We start from the raw sequence: 18,185 nt of genomic DNA on the forward strand, positions 1-18,185 counted from the left end.
CACTATTTTGCCATAAAAATAACAACGCCCCGGCGAGCGGGGCGTTGCGGGGCGGCGCGGTTGACGCTTAGCCGGTGTTGCGCAGGCCGGCGGCCACACCGTTGATCGACAGGTGAATGCCGCGGTGGACGCGCTCGTCGGCCTTGCTTTCGCTCGACAGCGCGCGGTGGCGCTTGATCAGCTCGACCTGCAAGTGGTTGAGCGGGTCGAGGTAGGCAAAGCGGTTCTGGATCGAACGCGCCAGCAGCGGGTTGCCGGCCAGACGCTCGGTGGCGCCGGTGATGCTTTGCAGGATCTCCAGCGTGTTCGCGTGCTCTTCGGTGATGCGCTTGAAGATGCGCTCGCGCAGTTCCTTGTCCTGCACCAGCTCGGCGTAACGCGAAGCGATCGCCAGGTCAGTCTTGGCCAGCACCATGTCCATATTCGACAGCAGGGTGGCAAACAGCGGCCAGTGCTGGAACATGGTTTGCAGCTGCGCCAGGCGCTCGGCCTTGTCGCCGTCGGCAATCCAGCCGCCGATGGCGCTGGCGAAACCGTACCAGCCCGGCAGCAGCAGGCGGCACTGGCCCCACGAGAAGCCCCATGGAATCGCGCGCAAGTCTTCGATGCGCTTGGTCGATTTGCGCGAGGCTGGACGCGAACCGAGGTTCAGCTCAGCGATTTCGGCAATCGGGGTGGCGGTGAAGAAGTAGTCGGTGAAGCCCGGGGTCTCATAGACCAGGTTGCGGTAGGCCTTGTACGCGCGGTCCGAAATCTCCGCCATGATGGCCTCGAACTGGCGCAGCTGCTTCTGGTGCGCTTCGTCTTCCGACTGCGGCATCAGGCTGGCTTCCAGGGTGGCGGCCACCAGCAGTTCCAGGTTGCGGCGGCCGATGTCCTTGTTGGAGAACTTGGAGGCGATGATCTCGCCCTGTTCGGTCAGGCGGATCTGGCCGTTGACGGTGCCGTGCGGCTGCGCCAGGATGGCGTCGTACGACGGACCGCCGCCGCGGCCGACCGTGCCGCCGCGGCCGTGGAACAGGCGCAGCTTGACGCCGGCTTTCTCGAACACTTTGACCAGATTGGTCTCGGCCTTGTACAGCTCCCAGTTGGAGGTCAGGAAACCGCCATCCTTGTTGGAGTCCGAGTAGCCCAGCATGACTTCCTGGATCTGGCCCTGCCTGGCGATCAGTTGTTGAACGAGCGGGATGGCCATCACGGCTTCCATGATGCCGGCCGCGCGCTGCAGGTCGGGGATGGTTTCGAACAGCGGGATCACCATCAGGTCCAGCTCTTTTTCGGCGATGCGCAGCAGGCCCAGTTCTTTTTGCAGCAGCAGCACTTCCAGCAGGTCGGACACGGTCTCGGTGTGCGAGATGATGTAGTTGCGGATGGCGCGGGCGCCGTAGCGGGCGCGGATCTCGCGGGCAGCACGCAGCACGCCCAGTTCTGAGACGGTCTCGGCGGAGTAGCTCACGTAGGGCGAGTTCAGCAGGCGCGGCTGCGCCAGTTCGCTCAGCAGCAGCTTGACCTTGGCGTCCTCGTCCAGCGCGGCGTAGTCGGCCTGCACGCCGGACTTGGCGAACAGCTCGGCCAGCACGCGCTCGTGGATGTCAGACGACTGGCGCATGTCCAGCGAAGCCAGGTGGAAGCCGAAGATATCGGCGGCGCGCTTCAGGGTCGACAGGCGCGGCTGCACCAGCATGCCGCCGTGGTTGGCGTTGAGCGAGTCGATCAGCACTTGCAGGTCGGCCGAGAAGGCGGCCGCATCGGCGTACGGCTCGGCGTGGCCGACTTCCTTGCGCAGGATGTTGGTCGCGCCCAGGGTGCGCGCGGTCGAAGCCAGGCGGGCGTAGATGCCGATCAGGGCGCGGCGGTATGGCTCGTCGGCGCGGTGGTCGGAGGTGTCCGGCGACTGGTCGGCCAGGGCTTGCAGTTCCGGCGAGCAGGCGATCATCAGGGTCGAGATCGACAGTTCGGCGCCCAGCGTGTGCGCTTCTTCCAGGTAGAAGTCGAGGATGGTGGTGGCCTGGCGCGTCAGCGCGTGCGACATGGTGTTGCCGTTGACATTCGGATTGCCGTCGCGGTCGCCGCCGATCCAGCTGCCCATCTGCACGTAAGGCGCGGTGATTGGCGCGCTGTCGCCGTAGTGGTGGGCGATGTCCTGCTCGATGTCATCGTACAACCCTGGCAGTTCGCGCAGGAAGGTGATGCGGTAGTAGGACAGGGCGTTTTCAATCTCGTCGGCCACGGTCAGCTTGGAGTAGCGCAGCATGCGGGTCTGCCACAGGGTGGCGATGCGCGCGCGCAGCAGGTGCAGGTTGGCGGCCCGTTCCTTCGGCGTCAGCGGCAGGTCGCGCTCGGCCAACAGGCGCGCGATATCGTGCTCGGCATCGAGGATGGATTTGCGCTGCACCTCGGTCGGGTGGGCGGTCAGCACTGGCGAAATCAGGGCTTCCTTGAAGAAGGTCGCGACGGTGTCTTGCTGGACGCCGGCTTCTTTCAGCTTGCACAGCGCGAAATTGACGCTGCCTTGCTGCGGATGCGAGCCGGCCAGCAGGTGAGCGCGGCGGCGGCGAATGTGGTGCTGGTCTTCGGCAATATTGGCCAGGTGCGAGAAATACGAAAATGCCCGCACCACGGAAATGGTCTGTTCCTTGGTGAGGATTTTCAGCATGCCGTCCAATTCCTTGGCGGCGCCGGCGTCGGCTTCGCGGCGGAAGCGCACGGCGGTTTGCCGGATGGTTTCGACCACGGCGTACACTTCCTCGCCTTCCTGGTCGCGCAGTACGTCGCCCAGCAGGCGACCTAATAAGCGAATGTCTTCTTTGAGTGGTGCGTCCTTGTCTACGCCCGGTTGTTCAGCAGTGAGATGCGTTGCACTAGATTGGTTTGCCATGTGTTAAGCCACAAAGAGATAAATGTCGGTGCATGGGCTTGTGACCCGGTTCTGCGAGAAGGTGAGCATGCTAAAATTTGTGATCTTAAACACGCGCGTGGTACTGGCTTGCGCCGGTTAGCGTCAGCTACAGCGAAAGAACTGGTTTTGAAAACATCCGAATTGGTACAAACTCCCCCGTCCAGATTGGTGATCGCGTCGCGCGAGTCGCGGCTGGCCATGTGGCAAGCCGAACACGTGCGCGATCGCTTGGCAATATTATATCCTCAGTGTGATGTCAAAATTGTTGGAATGACGACCCGCGGCGATCAAATTCTGGATCGCACGCTGTCCAAAGTCGGTGGAAAAGGCCTGTTTGTTAAAGAACTTGAAGTGGCCATGGCCGAGGGCCGCGCCGACCTGGCCGTGCATTCGCTCAAGGATGTGCCGATGGAATTGCCGCAGGGTTTTGCGCTGGCGGCTGTACTGGAGCGGGAAGATCCGCGCGACGCGTTTGTTTCCAACGATTATGGCTCGCTGGCGGAGCTGCCGGCGGGGGCGGTGGTGGGCACCAGCAGCCTGCGCCGTCAGGCCTTGATTGCGGCGCGTTACCCGCATCTGCTTATTAAGCCGCTGCGTGGTAATCTGGATACACGTTTGGCCAAACTGGATCGTGGCGACTATGCCGCGATCATTCTGGCTGCCGCCGGTCTCAAGCGTCTGGGCCTGCCGCAACGCATCCGCGCCTTGCTGGACCCGGCCGACAGTCTGCCGGCCGCAGGGCAGGGCGCGATGGCGATCGAGATTGCCGAGCGCAATGACGGCATCGACCTGATGGCTATTTTGGCGCCGCTGAATCACCTGTCGACCGCGCAGGCGGTGACGGCGGAGCGGAAGGTGTCCAAGGTGTTTGGCGGCAGCTGCCAGGTGCCGCTGGCGGCGTTTGCCACCGTGGACGGTGCGGACCTGCATCTGCGTGCGATGGTGGCCACGCCGGACGGCCAGCGCATCGCCAGCGCTGAAGTGCGCGGCGCCGCCGCCGACGCCGAGGCGCTGGGCGCGCAGGTGGCTGAACTGCTGCGGGCGCAGGACGCCGAAGACATCCTGGCCTCCTGCCTGAGCGAAGCGGCCCAGGTGGAAGCCGACGCCCGCTCAGCCACGCTGGCCGCTGACGCCGCCGGCGCTGGCTCCCACGCCCCGACCGCCGCCGGTGCCGCTGCTCCCGCGCACGCTGGCGCCGCGCCCACCGCCGCCACGCCCGCCAAGCCAGGCGCTTGATCCGAGGATGACCGGCGCCGTCGTCATCACCCGTCCGCTGGCGCAAGCCGCATCGCTGGCGGCCCGCGTGACTGCGCTGGGCCGCGCCGTGGAAGTGCTGCCGTTGCTGGAAATTTCCGCGCTGCCAGACCAGACCGCCCTGAAAGCCGCCCTGGCGCGGCTGGACCGCTACGCACTGGTGGCCTTCGTCTCACCCAACGCCATCGACGCCGCCTTCGTCCACATTCCGCGCTGGCCGGCCGCCGTCACCGCCGCCGTGGTCGGCGCAGGCAGCCGCGCCGCGCTGGCCGCCCATGGCGTGCCGCACATCGTCAGCCCGGGCGACGCTGCCCAGAGCGACTCCGAGCACTTGCTGCAAACCCTCGATCTGTCAGCGCTGAAAGGCCGGCCCGTCCTCATCATCCGCGGTGAAAGCGGGCGCGAACTGATGGCCGACGGCCTGCGCGCGGCCGGTGCCCTGGTCGACGTGGTGCCGGCCTACCGCCGCGCCGTCCCCGCCCTGACGCCGGCACTGGCCGCCACCCTGAAACGTTTGCTGGCGCAGCAAAACGACTGGATCATCACCAGCTCCGAAGCCCTGCGCGGCCTGATCGGCCTGCTGGCCGAAATGGACTTGCGCCACCCTGACGCGATGCAGCACAATAGCGTTGTAGCGATGCAACAACAGCATCTGATTGTGCCCCATGCCCGAATTGCCGAAACGGCAAATAAATTAGGATTTTCCAAGCTGACGCTCACAGGATCAGGCGACGAACGCCTGCTGGCCGCGTTACAATCATGCCTATGAACGATTTGCCTACCTTACCTGATCCAGCGGTCTCGTCCGCGAAAGCCGCCGAGACTCCGCCGCCCGCGGCCACGCCGCCGTCGCAGCCTGAACCGAGTCTGCTCGAAACCCTGCAACAGCCGCAAATGTTGTTGGTGGGCATCGTCGTGCTGACCATTTTGCTGGCCGGCCAGACCTGGTCGTCGCACGCGCGCGTCAACAAGCTGCGCGAGGAAATGGCGCTGCGCCTGCAAAAAGGCGATGCCTCCAATGCCGAAACCGGCAACCTGGTGCGCAACGTGCAGGAGAGCACCAAGGAACTGCAGGCCAAAGTCGCGCTGTTGGAAAGCAAGCAGCAGGAAGCGCAGAGCCAGCAACTGGCGCTGGAACAGCTGTACCAGGATCTGTCCAAGAATCGCGACGAGTGGGCGCTGACCGAAATCGAGCAAGTGCTGTCGACCGCGTCGCAGCAGCTGCAATTGGCCGGCAACGTGCCGGGCGCGCTGATCGCGCTGCAAAATGCCGACCGCAGCCTGTCGCGTTCCGACAAGCCGCAATTCATCACCATCCGCCGCGCCATTGCGCGCGACACCGACAAGCTGAAAGCGCTGCCTAGCGTGGATTCGGTTGGCGTGGCGCTGCGCCTCGACAACGCCATCGCGCAAATCGACCTGCTGCCGATGCTGTCGGACGAAAAGCCGACGCTGCCGGCGCCGCCGGAAAAGAAAGCCAGGACCAAGGTCGTGCACGGCAAGGATGGCAAGCCGGTCAAGGTGGAAGAAACCACCAGCCCCTGGCTGCAGGCGCTGCAGGATGGCTGGAATGGCTGGAGCACCGAGATGTGGACCGACGTGCGTCAGTTGATCCGGGTGCGCAATGTCGACACGCCGGACGCGCTGATGCTGTCGCCAACCCAGGCTTACTTCCTGCGCGAAAACCTGAAACTGCGTCTGCTGAATGCGCGCATGGCGCTGCTGTCGCGTAACGAAGGCGCCTTCCGTGCCGACCTGATCGCGGCGCAGGAAGCGCTGGTCAAGTACTTCGACACCCGCGCCCGCTCCACCCAGACCGTGCAGGCGCTGCTGCGCCAGGTGCAGAGCAGCAACCTGGCGATCGAGATGCCGACCCTGTCCGACAGCCTGAACGCTGTGCGCAACTACAAAGCGAAGCCATAGTCATGCGTTTATTTCTCTGGTTAGTCGCCATGATGGCCGCCGCCATCGGCATTGCCGTGACGGCGCGCTTCAATCCCGGCAATGTGGTGCTGTTCTACCCGCCGCACCGCATCGATCTGTCGCTGAACTTCTTCGTGGTGCTGGAAGTGGCGCTGTTCGCCTTCCTGTACATCCTGATCCGCGCCTTCCGCGCCACCATCAAGATGCCGGGCAAGGTGGCTGCCTACCGCCAGCACAAGCGCGAGCGCGATGGCAACAAGGGTTTGCGCGAAGCCTTGAAAGCCCTGTTTGAAGGGCGCTTCGGCCATGCCGAGAAGGCAGCCTTGCGCGCTTCCGAACTGCCGGAAAATGCCGGCGTGGCCGCGCTGATCGGCGCCCGGGCCGCGCACCGCATGCGCCAGTCGCAGCGCCGCGATCAGTGGCTGAACAAGCTGGTGGGCGACAACAGCATGAAGACCGCGCGCCTGATGACCATGACCGAACTGCTGGTTGATGATCACCAGCCGGAGCAGGCGCTGGAAGCGGTGCGCGAACTGAATGCCAGCGGCACGCGCCACATCCATGCCTTGCAGATGTCCCTGAAAGCGCAGCAGCAGGCCAAGAACTGGCCGGAAGTGCTGCGCCTGGTGCGTTCGCTGGACAAGCACCGCGCGCTGCATCCGGCCTTGTCCTCGCGCCTGCGCGAACTGGCGTATGACGATTTGCTGTCGGACGCCAGCCACGATGCCGAATCGCTGCTGCGCGTCTGGTCGACCGTGCCGAATGCCGACCGCATCAAGCCGTATGTGGCCTGCCGCGCCGCGACCGCGCTGAACGCGCGCGGCCTGCACGACGAAGCGCGGGTGGTGGCGGAAGAATCGCTGAACGCCGACTGGGACGACCGCGTGGTGCGCGCTTACCGCGAAGCCGCCGCCCCGGCCGGCTCGCAAGCGCTGTTGCTGCAGATCGAGCATTGCGAGAACTGGGCCAACGCCCGCCCGACCGACGCCGAGCTGGCACTGACCCTGGGCGCGCTGTGCCTGAAACAGAAACTGTGGGGCAAAGCCCAGCGCTACCTGGAGCAAGCACTGTCGGACGCCAGCGATCCGCGCATGGTGCGCGAATCCCACCTCAAACTGGCGCAAATGCACGAAGCGCTGGGGCAGGAAGAAGAAGCCGCCAACCACTACCGCCAGTGCGCGCTGGCCACCATCCTCTAATTAACAGGCCGGTCTTCACCGGCTTGTTTTTTTTTCGGAGGATGCTTCTTGATGTAGCGCCTAAGCAGGAATATGCCCACCACAAAAGTGGTCCAATAAACGATACCGACGATCCAAACATAAATGTCCAGAGGTTTCATTATTGCCTTTGTTTTGTAATTTGCGAAATTATCAGGCCAAATGCGGTCGAGCCAACGCAGAGGGTGGCGCTGATCGTTAGGACAAACGGAACGTCAATTAGTTCCGTATTGCGCTCACTAAGAATGACGAGCGTGTACAGCACGCCGTAGCAGGTAATGAACAAAGTAGATAGCGTGTTTAATAGCATCCGTGCCGCTTGTTCGAGTGTCAGTAAGTGAAAGACTAATCCCAGCGTAACGAGATCGGAAGCGGCAAATGGATGAACCTGGTCGGCGGTGGTGGCTGCCCACATCAACAGCCGATCGAGTACAGGGATCAGGCCGACCAGCAGGGCGTTGATCAGCCATTTGTTGTTGGGGGCAATCATGAACGGCCTCGGCGCGTAGCGCTAAGGCCGCAGTGTAGGCTGTGCGCTACGCAGCGTCGTTGAGGCTGCTCAGCTTCGTGCCACGCTTGCTGTGTTTCATGCGGGGTCGGATTCGACCGGGTAGCCTTCGATTTTCCAGCGCAGCATGCCGCCGGCCAGGTTGGCGACTTTGCTGAAGCCGGCTTTGGTCAGCAGCACGCTGGCTTGCGCCGAGCGCACGCCGGAGCGGCACACGGCCACGATCGCTTGCTCTTTATCGAACTCGCCCATGCGCTCGGTCAGCTGCGACAGCGGCACCAGGGTGGCGCCCTGGATATGGCCGAGGCGGTCGATGAATTCCGGCGCCTCGCGCACGTCAACAATCTGTACTTGCTTCAGCTGCTCCAGCAGGCCCATCGGCTCGATTTCCCACACGCCGCTGAAGCGCAGGGTCAGCGGCGCCCACGATGGCGTATCGGTCGGCGCATCGCCTTCCGGTTTGCCGCAGCGCAGGTTGGCCGGCACCGCCACCGCGATCAGCTTGGGGTGCGGCAGGTTGAGGTTATTCATATGGCCGGTGAAATCGCCCACGTCCACATCGCCGCCGAGGCGCGGGTTGTAGCGCCGTTCCTCGGCCACGCTGGTGACAGTGATGCCGCGATAATCATGCGCGGGGTAGAGCAGGCACTCGGGCGGCAGGCTCAGAATCTGATCATGCACCGAGGCGAACAACTGCTGCGGACTGCCTTGCTGGAAATCGGTGCGGCCGCAGCCGCGGATCAGCAGGCTGTCGCCGGTGAAGGCCATGCTCTGATCGTCCAGCACATAGGTCAGGCAGCCGCTGGTGTGGCCCGGCGTGGCGCGCACGTGCAGGGCGCGGCCGCCAAAGCGGATCTGGTCGCCATGCCGCAGCGGGCGGTCGACGCCGGCCGCACCGGCCACTTCGGACAGCGCGATCGCACTGCCGCAACGCTGGTGCAGGCGCCACGCGCCGGTCACATGGTCGGCGTGGACGTGGGTGTCCAGCGTCGCCAGCAGCTTCAAGCCCAGCTCCTGCAGCAGCGCCAGGTCGCGCGGCACCTGTTCGTAGACCGGGTCGATCAGCACCGCTTCGCCGCCATCGCCCAGCAAATAAGTGTAGGTGGAGGAGGTGGGATCGAACAGTTGGCGGAAGATCATATTCATATTCCAAATAAGGGCAGGCCCCATCATAACAAATGTTCAAGGGTGCTGCGCCGCACAAGCGGCCTGTACTTCGCTATAATGTCGCGGTTAAACACAGCCCGCTAACTGAGGAAAATCCATGAGCTTGAACAAAGTATCTTCCGGTAAAGACCTGCCGAACGATTTCAACGTGATCATCGAAATCCCGATGAACGCCGATCCGATCAAATACGAAGTAGACAAGGAATCGGGCGCGATCTTTGTTGACCGCTTCATGGGCACCGCCATGCACTACCCATGCAACTATGGTTACGTGCCGAACACCCTGTCGCTGGACGGTGATCCGGTCGACGTGCTGGTGATCACCCCGTTCCCGCTGATCCCGGGCGTGGTGGTGCGCTGCCGTCCGATCGGCGTGCTGAAAATGACCGACGAATCTGGTGAAGACGCCAAAGTGCTGGCCGTACCGGTCGACAAAGTGCTGTCGATCTACAGCCACTGGCAGAAGCCGGAAGACCTGAACGAACTGCGCCTGCGCCAGATCCAGCACTTCTTCGAGCACTACAAAGACCTGGAAAAAGGCAAATGGGTCAAGATCGACGGCTGGTATGGTCCGGAAGAAGCCAAACAGGAAATCCTGGACGGCGTCGCCAACTACCAGAAAGAAGCATCGAAGTAATACCGAGAAAGCCCCGCCAGGGGCTTTTTACTCCGGGGTCAGGTCCGCCATTTCTACACGACCTCAGCCGTAGCGTCGCTACGGCTGAGGTCGTGTAGAAATGGCGGACCTGACCCCGGAGTTTTTCATGCGACGCGGGGTTCGCCGGACGCCAGTTCGGCTTCGCGGCGCAGGCGCGACATGTATTGCGGCGTGATGCCGAGGTAGGACGCAATCGCGCGCTGCGAGATGCGCGCTTCCAGCCCCGGATATTCTTCACGGAATGCCGCCAGCCGCTCTTGCGCCGAAGTCTCGCCACTGCTGTAGGCGCGCTGCGCCAGCGCTTGCAGGCCATGCATGGCGATGCTCAGGTGATATTGCTGCATGCCTTCATCCTTTGCACGCAGTTCCGATGCCAGCTTCCAGTCCAGCGTGAAGCCGTGGATCGGCGTTTCCGCAATCAGGAACTGCACCGCCGGTTGGCCGGTCTCGCCGTTGATCAGGTCGGTCAGGGTGGTGGCCGATTCGCCCTCGCGGTAGAAGCGCAGCGTCACTTCCAGGCCTTCCCGGTTGAAGAAGCCACTGCGCGCCACGCCGCTGGCCAGCCAGTGCACCTGCGTGGCCGGCACGCCGGCGCGTTGCAGGTATTCGCCCTTGCGCACGTGGAAGGGCTTGGCGATGGTGGCCAGGATATTGGTGACGTTGTTGTAAGACTCTTCGCTCACATCGATCCGCTTCATCGTGGCGGATTTGAAACGGTTACGCTGTTTTATAAAATCTGCATTCATGCTGTTTTGCCACGTTACTAAGGAAACTTCCCTATTGTAACCCCATACGGGTTTCCCTTATTAATTTTTGAATGGAATATGCTCAGCCAATTCGTCGATATAGTCGTCCATCGCGGCGGTTTCTTGCGCTAAAAAGTCTGCAATGGCGTCGGCAAAGCGTGGATCGGCAACCCAGTGGGCGGACCAGGTCGGCGTCGGCACCAGGCCGCGCGACATTTTGTGTACCCCTTGCGCGCCGCCCTCAAAACGGGCGATGCCGTGGCGGATGCAGTAATCAATCGACTGCACGTAGCAGGTCTCGAAATGCAGGCCGGAGATGAATTCGCGCGTGCCCCAGTAGCGGCCGTACATGATGTTGCCCCCCACCAGATTCAGCGCCACCGCCACCGGCGCGTCGCCGCGCCTGGCCAGCACGATCATCAGGCTGTCCGGCGTCTCGGCCAGCAGGCGCTGGAAGAAGGCCAGCGACAGATACGGCCGGGAGTAGTGCGCTTCGTAGGTCGAGACGTAGCATTGGTAGAAGAAACGCAGTACCTCGTCGGTGATCGCGCTGCCAGCCAGATGCTCGAAATGAATGCCGGCTTCCTGCACGCGCTTGCGGTCCTGGCGCAGCTTCTTGCGCTTTTCCATCTTCATGCTGGCGAGGAAGGCGTCGAAATCCGCGTAATCCTGGTTCTCCCAGTGGAATTGCACGCCTTCGCGCAGCATGTAGCCGGCATCGACCAGCGCCTGCTTGTCTTGCGCTTCGGGGAACAGGATGTGCAGCGAGGACGTGCCCAGCTGCTGCGCCACCTGCAGGGCGGCTTGCGCCAGCAGGGCGCGGTCGCCGGCATTGCGCGCCAGCAGGCGGCTGCCGGTCACCGGCGTGAACGGCACCGCCGACAGCAGCTTGGGATAGTAGGGAATGCCGTTGCGGTGAAACGCGTCGGCCCATGCATGGTCAAACACATACTCGCCGCGGCTGTGGTCTTTCAGGTAGAGCGGCATGGCCGCCTGCAGCACGCCGTCCCGGTGCAGCACCAGATAGCGCGGCGACCAGCCGGTGCGCGGCGCGGCGCACGCGGTTTCATGCAGCGCGTGCAGGAAGCTGTAGCTGAGCGTGGGATTGTCGCCGGCCAGCGCCTGCCACTGCGCCGGGTCGATGTCCGCCAATGAGTCGATGATCGATAACTCTGCTTCTGCCACACTGCCTCCTACGTAAAGTTGTGCCAGTCTAGCGCATGCGGGCGCGCTTTGCCCGTGCGATAATTTGATTTTGCATGCCCGAAAGAGCTGACATGGCTTCGAATTTCTTCAATCTGTACACCCATGACTTCGCCCGCGTGGCCATTGCCGCGCCGGTGTGCCGCATTGCCGATCCGGCCTACAACGCCGAGCAGACCATCTTGCTGGCCGAACAGGCCGCCGCCCAGGGCGCGGCGCTGGTGGCGTTTCCCGAGCTGGGCCTGTCGGCCTACACCTGCGACGACCTGTTCCATCAGCGTGCCTTGCTGGACGGCGTGCTGGACGGCCTGGCCGCGATTCTTGACGCCTCGCTGCAATGGAAGATGGCGCTCGTGGTCGGGGCGCCGCTGCGCGTGGATCATCAGTTGTACAACTGCGCGGTGGTGATCGCCAATGGCCAGATCCAGGGCGTGGTGCCGAAGAGTTATCTGCCGAATTACGGCGAGTTCTACGAAGCGCGCCAGTTCAGCAGCGGCGATTACGCCATCGCCACCGAAATCGATCTGCTTGGCGAGCGCGTGCAATTCGGTTCGGGCCTGCTGTTCGAAGTGGGCGATATGCCGCTGTTCAAATTCCACGTCGAGATTTGCGAAGACGTGTGGGTGCCGATTCCGCCGTCCTCGTATGCGGCGCTGGCCGGCGCCACGGTGCTGGTCAATCTGTCGGCCTCAAACGCGCTGGTGGGCAAGGCCAATTACCGCAACCAGCTGGTGGGCCAGCAATCGGCGCGCTGCATCGCCGCCTATCTGTACACCTCGGCCGGCGGCGGCGAGTCCAGCACCGACATGGCGTGGGACGGCCAGGGCGTGATTTACGAAAACGGCGAGCTGCTGGCCGAGCCCAAGCGCTTCATCGACGAGCCGACCCTGACCTTTGCCGATATCGACCTGGAGCGCCTGTCGCGCGAGCGCATGCGCATGAACACCTTCGCGCAATCGGTGCAGCGTCACGCGGCCGAAGTGGGCAAGTTCCGCACCGTGTTCTTCCACCTTGAAATCGGGCGCGACCAGCCGCTGGCGCTGAAACGCTGCATCGAACGCTTCCCTTACGTGCCGGCCGATGCGCGCCGCCGCGACGACCGCTGCAACGAGGTGTACAACATCCAGGTGCAGGCGCTGGCGCAGCGCCTGACCAACAGCGGCCTGAAGAAAGTGGTGATCGGCGTGTCCGGCGGCCTGGATTCGACCCATGCGCTGCTGGTGTGCGCGCGCGTGATGGACAAGCTCAAGCTGCCGCGCACCAATATCCTGGCCTACACCATGCCGGGCTTCGCCACCAGCGGGCGCACCCTCAAGCAAGCGCACGCTTTGATGAAGCTGGTCGGCTGCAGCGCGCAGGAAATCGATATCCGCCCAAGCTGCCTCCAGATGCTGAAAGACCTCGGCCACCCGTATGCGGAAGGCCAGGCGCAATACGACATCACGTTTGAAAACGTGCAGGCCGGCGAGCGCACCAATCATCTGTTCCGCCTGGCGAACCACCACGGCGCGCTGGTGGTGGGCACCGGCGATCTGAGCGAACTGGCGCTGGGCTGGTGCACCTACGGCGTCGGCGATCACATGTCGCACTACAACGTCAACGCCAGCGTGCCGAAGACGCTGATCTCGCACCTGGTGCGCTGGGTGGCCGAGTCCGGCGTGATCGGCCGCAGCGATGCGCAGGTGCTGCTGGATATTCTCGGCACCGAGATCAGCCCCGAGCTGGTGCCCGGCATGGCCGATGGCCAGCCGGAGCAGCGCACCGAAAGCACCATCGGCCCGTACGAGCTGCAGGACTTTAATCTGTACTACGTGCTGCGCTTCGGCTTCAACCCGTCGAAAGTGGCGTTCCTGTCGCACACCGCCTGGAAGGACAGGGAGCAGGGCCGCTGGCCGGATGGCGACCACGTCACGCGCAATCAGTATGACCTGAAGGCGATCAAGAAAAACCTCGGCATCTTCCTTGACCGCTTCTTCCGCACCAGCCAGTTCAAGCGCAGTTGCGTGCCGAACGCGCCCAAGGTGGGCAGCGGCGGTTCGCTGTCGCCGCGCGGCGACTGGCGTGCACCGAGCGACGCCCAAAGCGTTGTATGGATGGAGGAATTGCGATCGATTCCGGTGCAAGAGTAAAGAATAAGCTTATGCGGATGGACAGGCCGCGCCTAACGATTACAATAAACCTTTAGATAAGGAGAAGTCATGAAACAGATTACCGCTGTGATCAAGCCGTTCAAGCTGGACGAAGTGCGTGAAGCACTGGCAGAAGTCAACGTCACTGGCCTGACCGTTACCGAAGTTAAAGGCTTCGGCCGCCAGAAAGGCCATACCGAGCTGTATCGCGGCGCTGAATACGTCGTCGACTTCCTGCCGAAAGTCAAAGTGGAAGTGGTGGTGGATGACGGCGTGGCCGAGCAAGTGGTGGACGCCATCATCAAGGCCGCGCGCACCGGCAAGATCGGCGACGGCAAAATCTTCGTGCAGAACGTCGAGCAGGTGATCCGTATCCGCACCGGCGAGACCGGCGCCGACGCGGTGTAAGCAGCTTCAGCCTTATTCGGAATGCCGGCCTCGCCGGCATTTTTTTTGTCCGCCAGCGATTAAGGCATTTTTTGCATATTCTTGATTGCTTATATTAGTTCGGTCTTTCTGGGTGGATTAGTAATATAGACGTATTGTCTATCTCCAAGAGCCCGCTTCATGACCAAACATACTTATAACATCGTCGCACTGTCCCTGCTGTCCGTCGCCGCCAGTCTGAGCGCTGCGCCCAGCGTTTATCCTACCGGCGTCACCCGTTACGACACCGCCACTGCCTACAACAGCTACGTCATCTTCAGCGGGCAGGACAAGAAAACCCATTTGATCGACATGAACGGCAATGAGGTGCACAGCTGGAATGCCGAAGGCTTCCCGCCGGTACTGATCGATCCGGCCTTGACCGGCGGCCAGCGCGGCAATGTGCTGGTGCAGCTGGCCAGCGCGCCGGGCACGTCCAACGAAGGCAATGGCCTGCGCAATCAGGCGATTGGTGAACTGGACTGGAACGGCAATGTGCTGTGGCAGTGGGGCGCGGCGGCCAGCGCGCAGGATGCCTATGCCGCACCGGTGGAAGGCAAGGCCCATGCGCAGGTGCCTGGCGGCAGCGCCAAGCAGCATCACGACTGGCGCCGTCTGCCGAACGGCAATACGCTGGTGCTGGCCAACCTGGTGCATCCGGTGCAAGGCTTTGCCGCGCCACAGGTGCTGGACGATGTGATTTATGAGGTTAACAAGCAGGGCGACGTGGTGTGGAAATGGGTGGCGTCCGAGCACCTGAACGAATTCGGCTTTACGCCGGCCTCGCTCAAGCTGGTGAAGGCGGGCTTGTCGCCGCGCGGCAAGAACGTGCCGTTCGACTATCTGCACGTGAATAACATGTCGGTGCTGGGACCGAACAAGTGGTTCGATGCCGGCGACCAGCGCTTCAACCCGGACAACATCCTGATCGATTCGCGCGAGGCCAACTTCATCGTCATCATCGATAAGCAGACCGGCAAGGTGGTGTGGAATCTGGGACCGGACTATCCGGCACAGGTGCGCGGCCCGCGTGTGCTGCCGCGTCCGGTGGATCAGATCATCGGCCAGCACGACGCGCACCTGATTGAGCCAGGCCTGCCGGGCGCCGGCAATCTGCTGGTGTTCGATAACCAGGGCGAAGCGGGCTATCCGCGCGTCAGCGTCGGTGTGCAGCCGCGTTCGCGCGTGCTGGAAATCGATCCGGTCAAAAAACAGATCGTGTGGGAATACACCGGCGGCGATTCGAATGGCCCGGACTGGGGCTTCTACAGCTCCTTCATCAGCAGTGCGCGCCGCCTGCCGAACGGGAATACCCTGATCGATGAAGGCATGAACGGCCGCATCTTCCAGGTCACCAACAAGGGCGACATCGCCTGGGAATACATCAGCCCTTACTTTGCACCGACGCCGGTGGCCGGCGCCGGCAAGCCCGTGCTGAGCAACTGGTTGTATCGCGCCCAACCGGTGCCGTACAACTGGGTGCCTGAAGGCACGCCACGCTCCGAGAACGCGGTGATCCCGCCGGAACCGGGCAAGTTCCGCGTAGCCACGAACTAAATTACACCGCCTGAAACCACAACACGCGCCGGCCGCCATGCCGGCGTGTGGGATCTCTTACACTTTTTTCGGACCAATCATGCAACAGAAAAAACTGGCCGTGGCCATTGCCGCGGCTTATGGACTCGCCTTGGCTCACGCGCCGTCTGCCCAGGCGCAAAACGCTGCCGCGCTGGCCGTCGCAGCGATCTCGGATACTGCCGTGTCGGCCAGCGCCGCGGCGCCGGCTGTCGCCGTGGCCAGTGTGGCGGCAGCCGGCGACGCGGCGGAGGCTGCGCAAGAGGGGGCAGGCTCGGCCGCTGCGGGCGCGGATCTCGCGCAAGTCATTGCCAGCGTCACTGTTTCGACCCGCCGCCGCAACGAGACGTCGCAAACTGTGCCGACCAGCATGAGCGTGCTGGACGATAAAGCGCTGGAAAACAACCGCGTTTACCGCGTGCAGGATCTGCAGCAACTGCTGCCCAGCACCACCGTCAACTTCGTGCACGCGCGTCAGCTGAGTTTTGCCGTGCGCGGCCTCGGCAACAACACCGCCAGCGACGGCCTGGAAGGCAGTGTCGGCCTGTATCTGGACAATGTCTACCTGGCCCGCCCCGGCATGGCGGCGTTCGATGCGCTGGACGTGCAGCAACTGGAACTGCTGCGCGGCCCGCAAGGTACGCTGTTCGGAAAGAACACCACCGCCGGCGTGCTGAACATCACCACCAAACAGCCAACCTTCCGCAGCGAGAACACGGCTTCGCTCTCGGCCGGGCAGGACAAATACGCGCAGGGCAAAGCCAGCATTTCCGGCGCGTTCTCGGACACCCTGGCTGGCCGCCTGTCAGTCTACCAAACGCATGAAGGCGGCTACATCAAGAACATCTACAACGGCAAGGAGGTGCAGGGCGGCGACCGCCGGGGCGTGCGCGCGCAACTGCTGTGGGAGCCGGACAACAAGTTCAGCGCCCGCCTGATCGCTGACTACAACGAGGAAGATTCCAACAACGGCACCATGGTGTTCTTCAGTGCCGGTCCGAGCGGCCGCTGGCTGACCCAGGCCGCCGCCGTTGGCGGGCATCCGGTCACCAACCCCGCAGCCTATCAGGTGAATCTGGACAGCGGCTCGCACGTCAGCGTGCATCAGGGCGGGCTGTCGGCGGAAGCCAATTGGAAGCTGGACAACGACTACAAGTTCACTTCGATCAGCGCTTTCCGCTTCTGGAACTTCACCCCGCGCAATGACGACGGGCTTGATGTGCCGATCACGCTGAACGTCGGCGCGCTGGCGCGCCACCGCCAGTTCACGCAAGAGTTGCGGCTGGCCACGCCGCAAGGCCGCGAGGTGGAATCGGTGGTTGGGGCGTATTACTACTACCAGAATCTCGACAACACCAACTTCACCGTCAACGGCCCGCTGGCCGACAAGTTCAACGGCACGCCAGCCGGCGCCTGGTCCAACCTGACCAGCTTTGCCGACGGCCACTTGCGCGTCAACAGCTACGCGCTGTTCGGCCAGTCGATCTGGCACATCGATCCGAAGTGGGACCTGACCGCCGGCCTGCGCGCCACCTATGAGGACAAGCGTGCCTTTGAAATCCGCTACGCCCCGACCGGCGGCGCGGCGGTGACCGGGGCGGCGCTGGCATCGCGCAACGCCCGTTATGGCGCGTTCAATTCGGGCGAGATCACGCTGAACAACCTGAGCCCGTCCGGCCTGCTGACGCTGGCCTACAAGATCGACACCGACGTGCTTGGTTATGCCACGCTGTCGCACGGCGAAAAATCGGGCGGCATCAACCTCGCCGTGCCAGGTGCGGCCGGCATCGCCTCGCTGAAGATCGATAACGAGAAGGCCAACAACGCCGAGCTTGGCATCAAGAGCAACTTCTGGGAGCGCCGCGCCCAGGTCAACGCCAGCGTGTTTGCCAACATCGTGCGCGGCTACCAGAACAATGCCTATGATCCATCGACACTGTCGTCCTACATCACCAACGCCGGCGATGTGCGCAGCCGTGGCGCCGAGCTGGAAACGACCTTCCTGGTCGCGCGCGGCTTCACGCTGGGCGCCAACGCCGCCTTCAATGACGTGAAATACCTGAAGTACACCAATGCGCCATGCCCGCCTGAAATCACGGCGACCTCGTGCAACCTGTCCGGCCGCGCCGCGCTGGTCAATGCGCCACGCTGGACCAGCAGTCTGAATGCGCAGTTCGCGCACGCCGTGGCGGAAGGTGTGGAAGGCTACTTGAATGCCAACACCTCGTACCGCACCGAAGTGTTTGGCACGCTGGACGCGTCGCAATACGCCAGGATTCCGGCCTACGCCCTGACCAACTTGTCGGCCGGCGTGCGTTTCAAGGCTGGCGGCGCCAGGTGGGACGTGTCGCTGTGGGCCAAGAACGCCTTCGACAAGCTGTACTACACCAGCTTGTGGAACACCAGCTTTGGCGCCTACAACGCGGTACTGGGCACGCCGCGCACACTGGGGCTGACCGCCCGCGCAGATTTCTAAACAG

General features: G+C 63.1%; 14 protein-coding genes. 9 read left to right on the forward strand and 5 right to left on the reverse strand.

Annotated features, from left to right (window positions below):
• Positions 1-67 precede the first annotated feature (67 nt).
• Complete coding sequence (ppc, locus tag ABDW57_RS17955; RefSeq protein ID WP_343731534.1) at positions 68-2,878, reverse strand: phosphoenolpyruvate carboxylase; 2,811 nt, start codon at positions 2,876-2,878, stop codon at positions 68-70.
• 162 nt (positions 2,879-3,040) lie between these two features.
• Here ppc and hemC point away from each other — a divergent pair, with 162 nt between their 5' ends.
• Genes hemC through ABDW57_RS17975 form a run of 4 tightly spaced genes read left to right on the forward strand, consistent with a single transcriptional unit; the run spans position 3,041 to position 7,275 of the window.
• A complete protein-coding gene (gene hemC, locus ABDW57_RS17960; RefSeq protein WP_343731535.1) occupies positions 3,041-4,135 on the forward strand; it encodes a hydroxymethylbilane synthase in 1,095 nt (364 codons plus the stop codon).
• A 7-nt stretch (positions 4,136-4,142) separates the two neighbouring features.
• Positions 4,143-4,922 (forward strand): uroporphyrinogen-III synthase, encoded by a 780-nt coding sequence (locus ABDW57_RS17965; protein WP_343731536.1) that lies wholly within the window; start codon positions 4,143-4,145, stop codon positions 4,920-4,922.
• Positions 4,919-6,076 (forward strand): uroporphyrinogen-III C-methyltransferase, encoded by a 1,158-nt coding sequence (locus tag ABDW57_RS17970; protein ID WP_343731537.1) that lies wholly within the window; start codon positions 4,919-4,921, stop codon positions 6,074-6,076. The genes ABDW57_RS17965 and ABDW57_RS17970 overlap by 4 nt, the downstream gene beginning before the upstream one ends.
• Positions 6,077-6,078: 2 nt before the next feature.
• Positions 6,079-7,275 carry a heme biosynthesis protein HemY gene (locus tag ABDW57_RS17975; RefSeq protein WP_343731538.1) on the forward strand — a complete coding sequence of 399 codons (1,197 nt, stop codon included), beginning with the start codon at positions 6,079-6,081 and terminating at the stop codon, positions 7,273-7,275.
• Positions 7,276-7,414: 139 nt separating this feature from the next.
• Here ABDW57_RS17975 and ABDW57_RS17980 read toward each other — a convergent pair whose 3' ends face one another.
• Complete coding sequence (locus ABDW57_RS17980; protein WP_343731539.1) at positions 7,415-7,783, reverse strand: hypothetical protein; 369 nt, start codon at positions 7,781-7,783, stop codon at positions 7,415-7,417.
• A gap of 96 nt (positions 7,784-7,879) precedes the next feature.
• Positions 7,880-8,941 carry an MBL fold metallo-hydrolase gene (locus ABDW57_RS17985; protein WP_343731540.1) on the reverse strand — a complete coding sequence of 354 codons (1,062 nt, stop codon included), beginning with the start codon at positions 8,939-8,941 and terminating at the stop codon, positions 7,880-7,882.
• A 124-nt stretch (positions 8,942-9,065) separates the two neighbouring features.
• Here ABDW57_RS17985 and ppa point away from each other — a divergent pair, with 124 nt between their 5' ends.
• On the forward strand, positions 9,066-9,605 hold the full coding sequence (gene ppa / locus ABDW57_RS17990; RefSeq protein WP_343731541.1) for an inorganic diphosphatase: 540 nt from the start codon (positions 9,066-9,068) through the stop codon (positions 9,603-9,605).
• A gap of 125 nt (positions 9,606-9,730) precedes the next feature.
• Here ppa and ABDW57_RS17995 read toward each other — a convergent pair whose 3' ends face one another.
• Complete coding sequence (locus ABDW57_RS17995; protein ID WP_343731542.1) at positions 9,731-10,309, reverse strand: Crp/Fnr family transcriptional regulator; 579 nt, start codon at positions 10,307-10,309, stop codon at positions 9,731-9,733.
• A gap of 123 nt (positions 10,310-10,432) precedes the next feature.
• A complete protein-coding gene (locus ABDW57_RS18000) occupies positions 10,433-11,557 on the reverse strand; it encodes a GNAT family N-acetyltransferase (RefSeq protein ID WP_343731543.1) in 1,125 nt (374 codons plus the stop codon).
• Between the two features lie 92 nt (positions 11,558-11,649).
• Here ABDW57_RS18000 and ABDW57_RS18005 point away from each other — a divergent pair, with 92 nt between their 5' ends.
• The 4 genes from ABDW57_RS18005 to ABDW57_RS18020 all read left to right on the forward strand — a co-directional run bounded on the left by ABDW57_RS18005 (position 11,650) and on the right by ABDW57_RS18020 (position 18,181).
• On the forward strand, positions 11,650-13,704 hold the full coding sequence (locus ABDW57_RS18005; protein WP_343731544.1) for an NAD(+) synthase: 2,055 nt from the start codon (positions 11,650-11,652) through the stop codon (positions 13,702-13,704).
• Between the two features lie 69 nt (positions 13,705-13,773).
• Positions 13,774-14,112: a P-II family nitrogen regulator gene (locus ABDW57_RS18010; protein WP_008447011.1), complete on the forward strand. Its 339-nt coding sequence runs from the start codon at positions 13,774-13,776 to the stop codon at positions 14,110-14,112.
• A gap of 159 nt (positions 14,113-14,271) precedes the next feature.
• Positions 14,272-15,687: an aryl-sulfate sulfotransferase gene (locus tag ABDW57_RS18015; protein ID WP_343731545.1), complete on the forward strand. Its 1,416-nt coding sequence runs from the start codon at positions 14,272-14,274 to the stop codon at positions 15,685-15,687.
• Positions 15,688-15,766: 79 nt separating this feature from the next.
• The gene (locus ABDW57_RS18020; RefSeq protein ID WP_343731546.1) at positions 15,767-18,181 is read left to right on the forward strand and encodes a TonB-dependent receptor; all 2,415 of its coding nucleotides are present in this window, start codon (positions 15,767-15,769) and stop codon (positions 18,179-18,181) included.
• Positions 18,182-18,185 lie beyond the last annotated feature (4 nt).

Origin of the sequence: Duganella sp., assembly GCF_039595735.1 — a bacterium.
Lineage (GTDB): Bacteria > Pseudomonadota > Gammaproteobacteria > Burkholderiales > Burkholderiaceae_D > Rugamonas.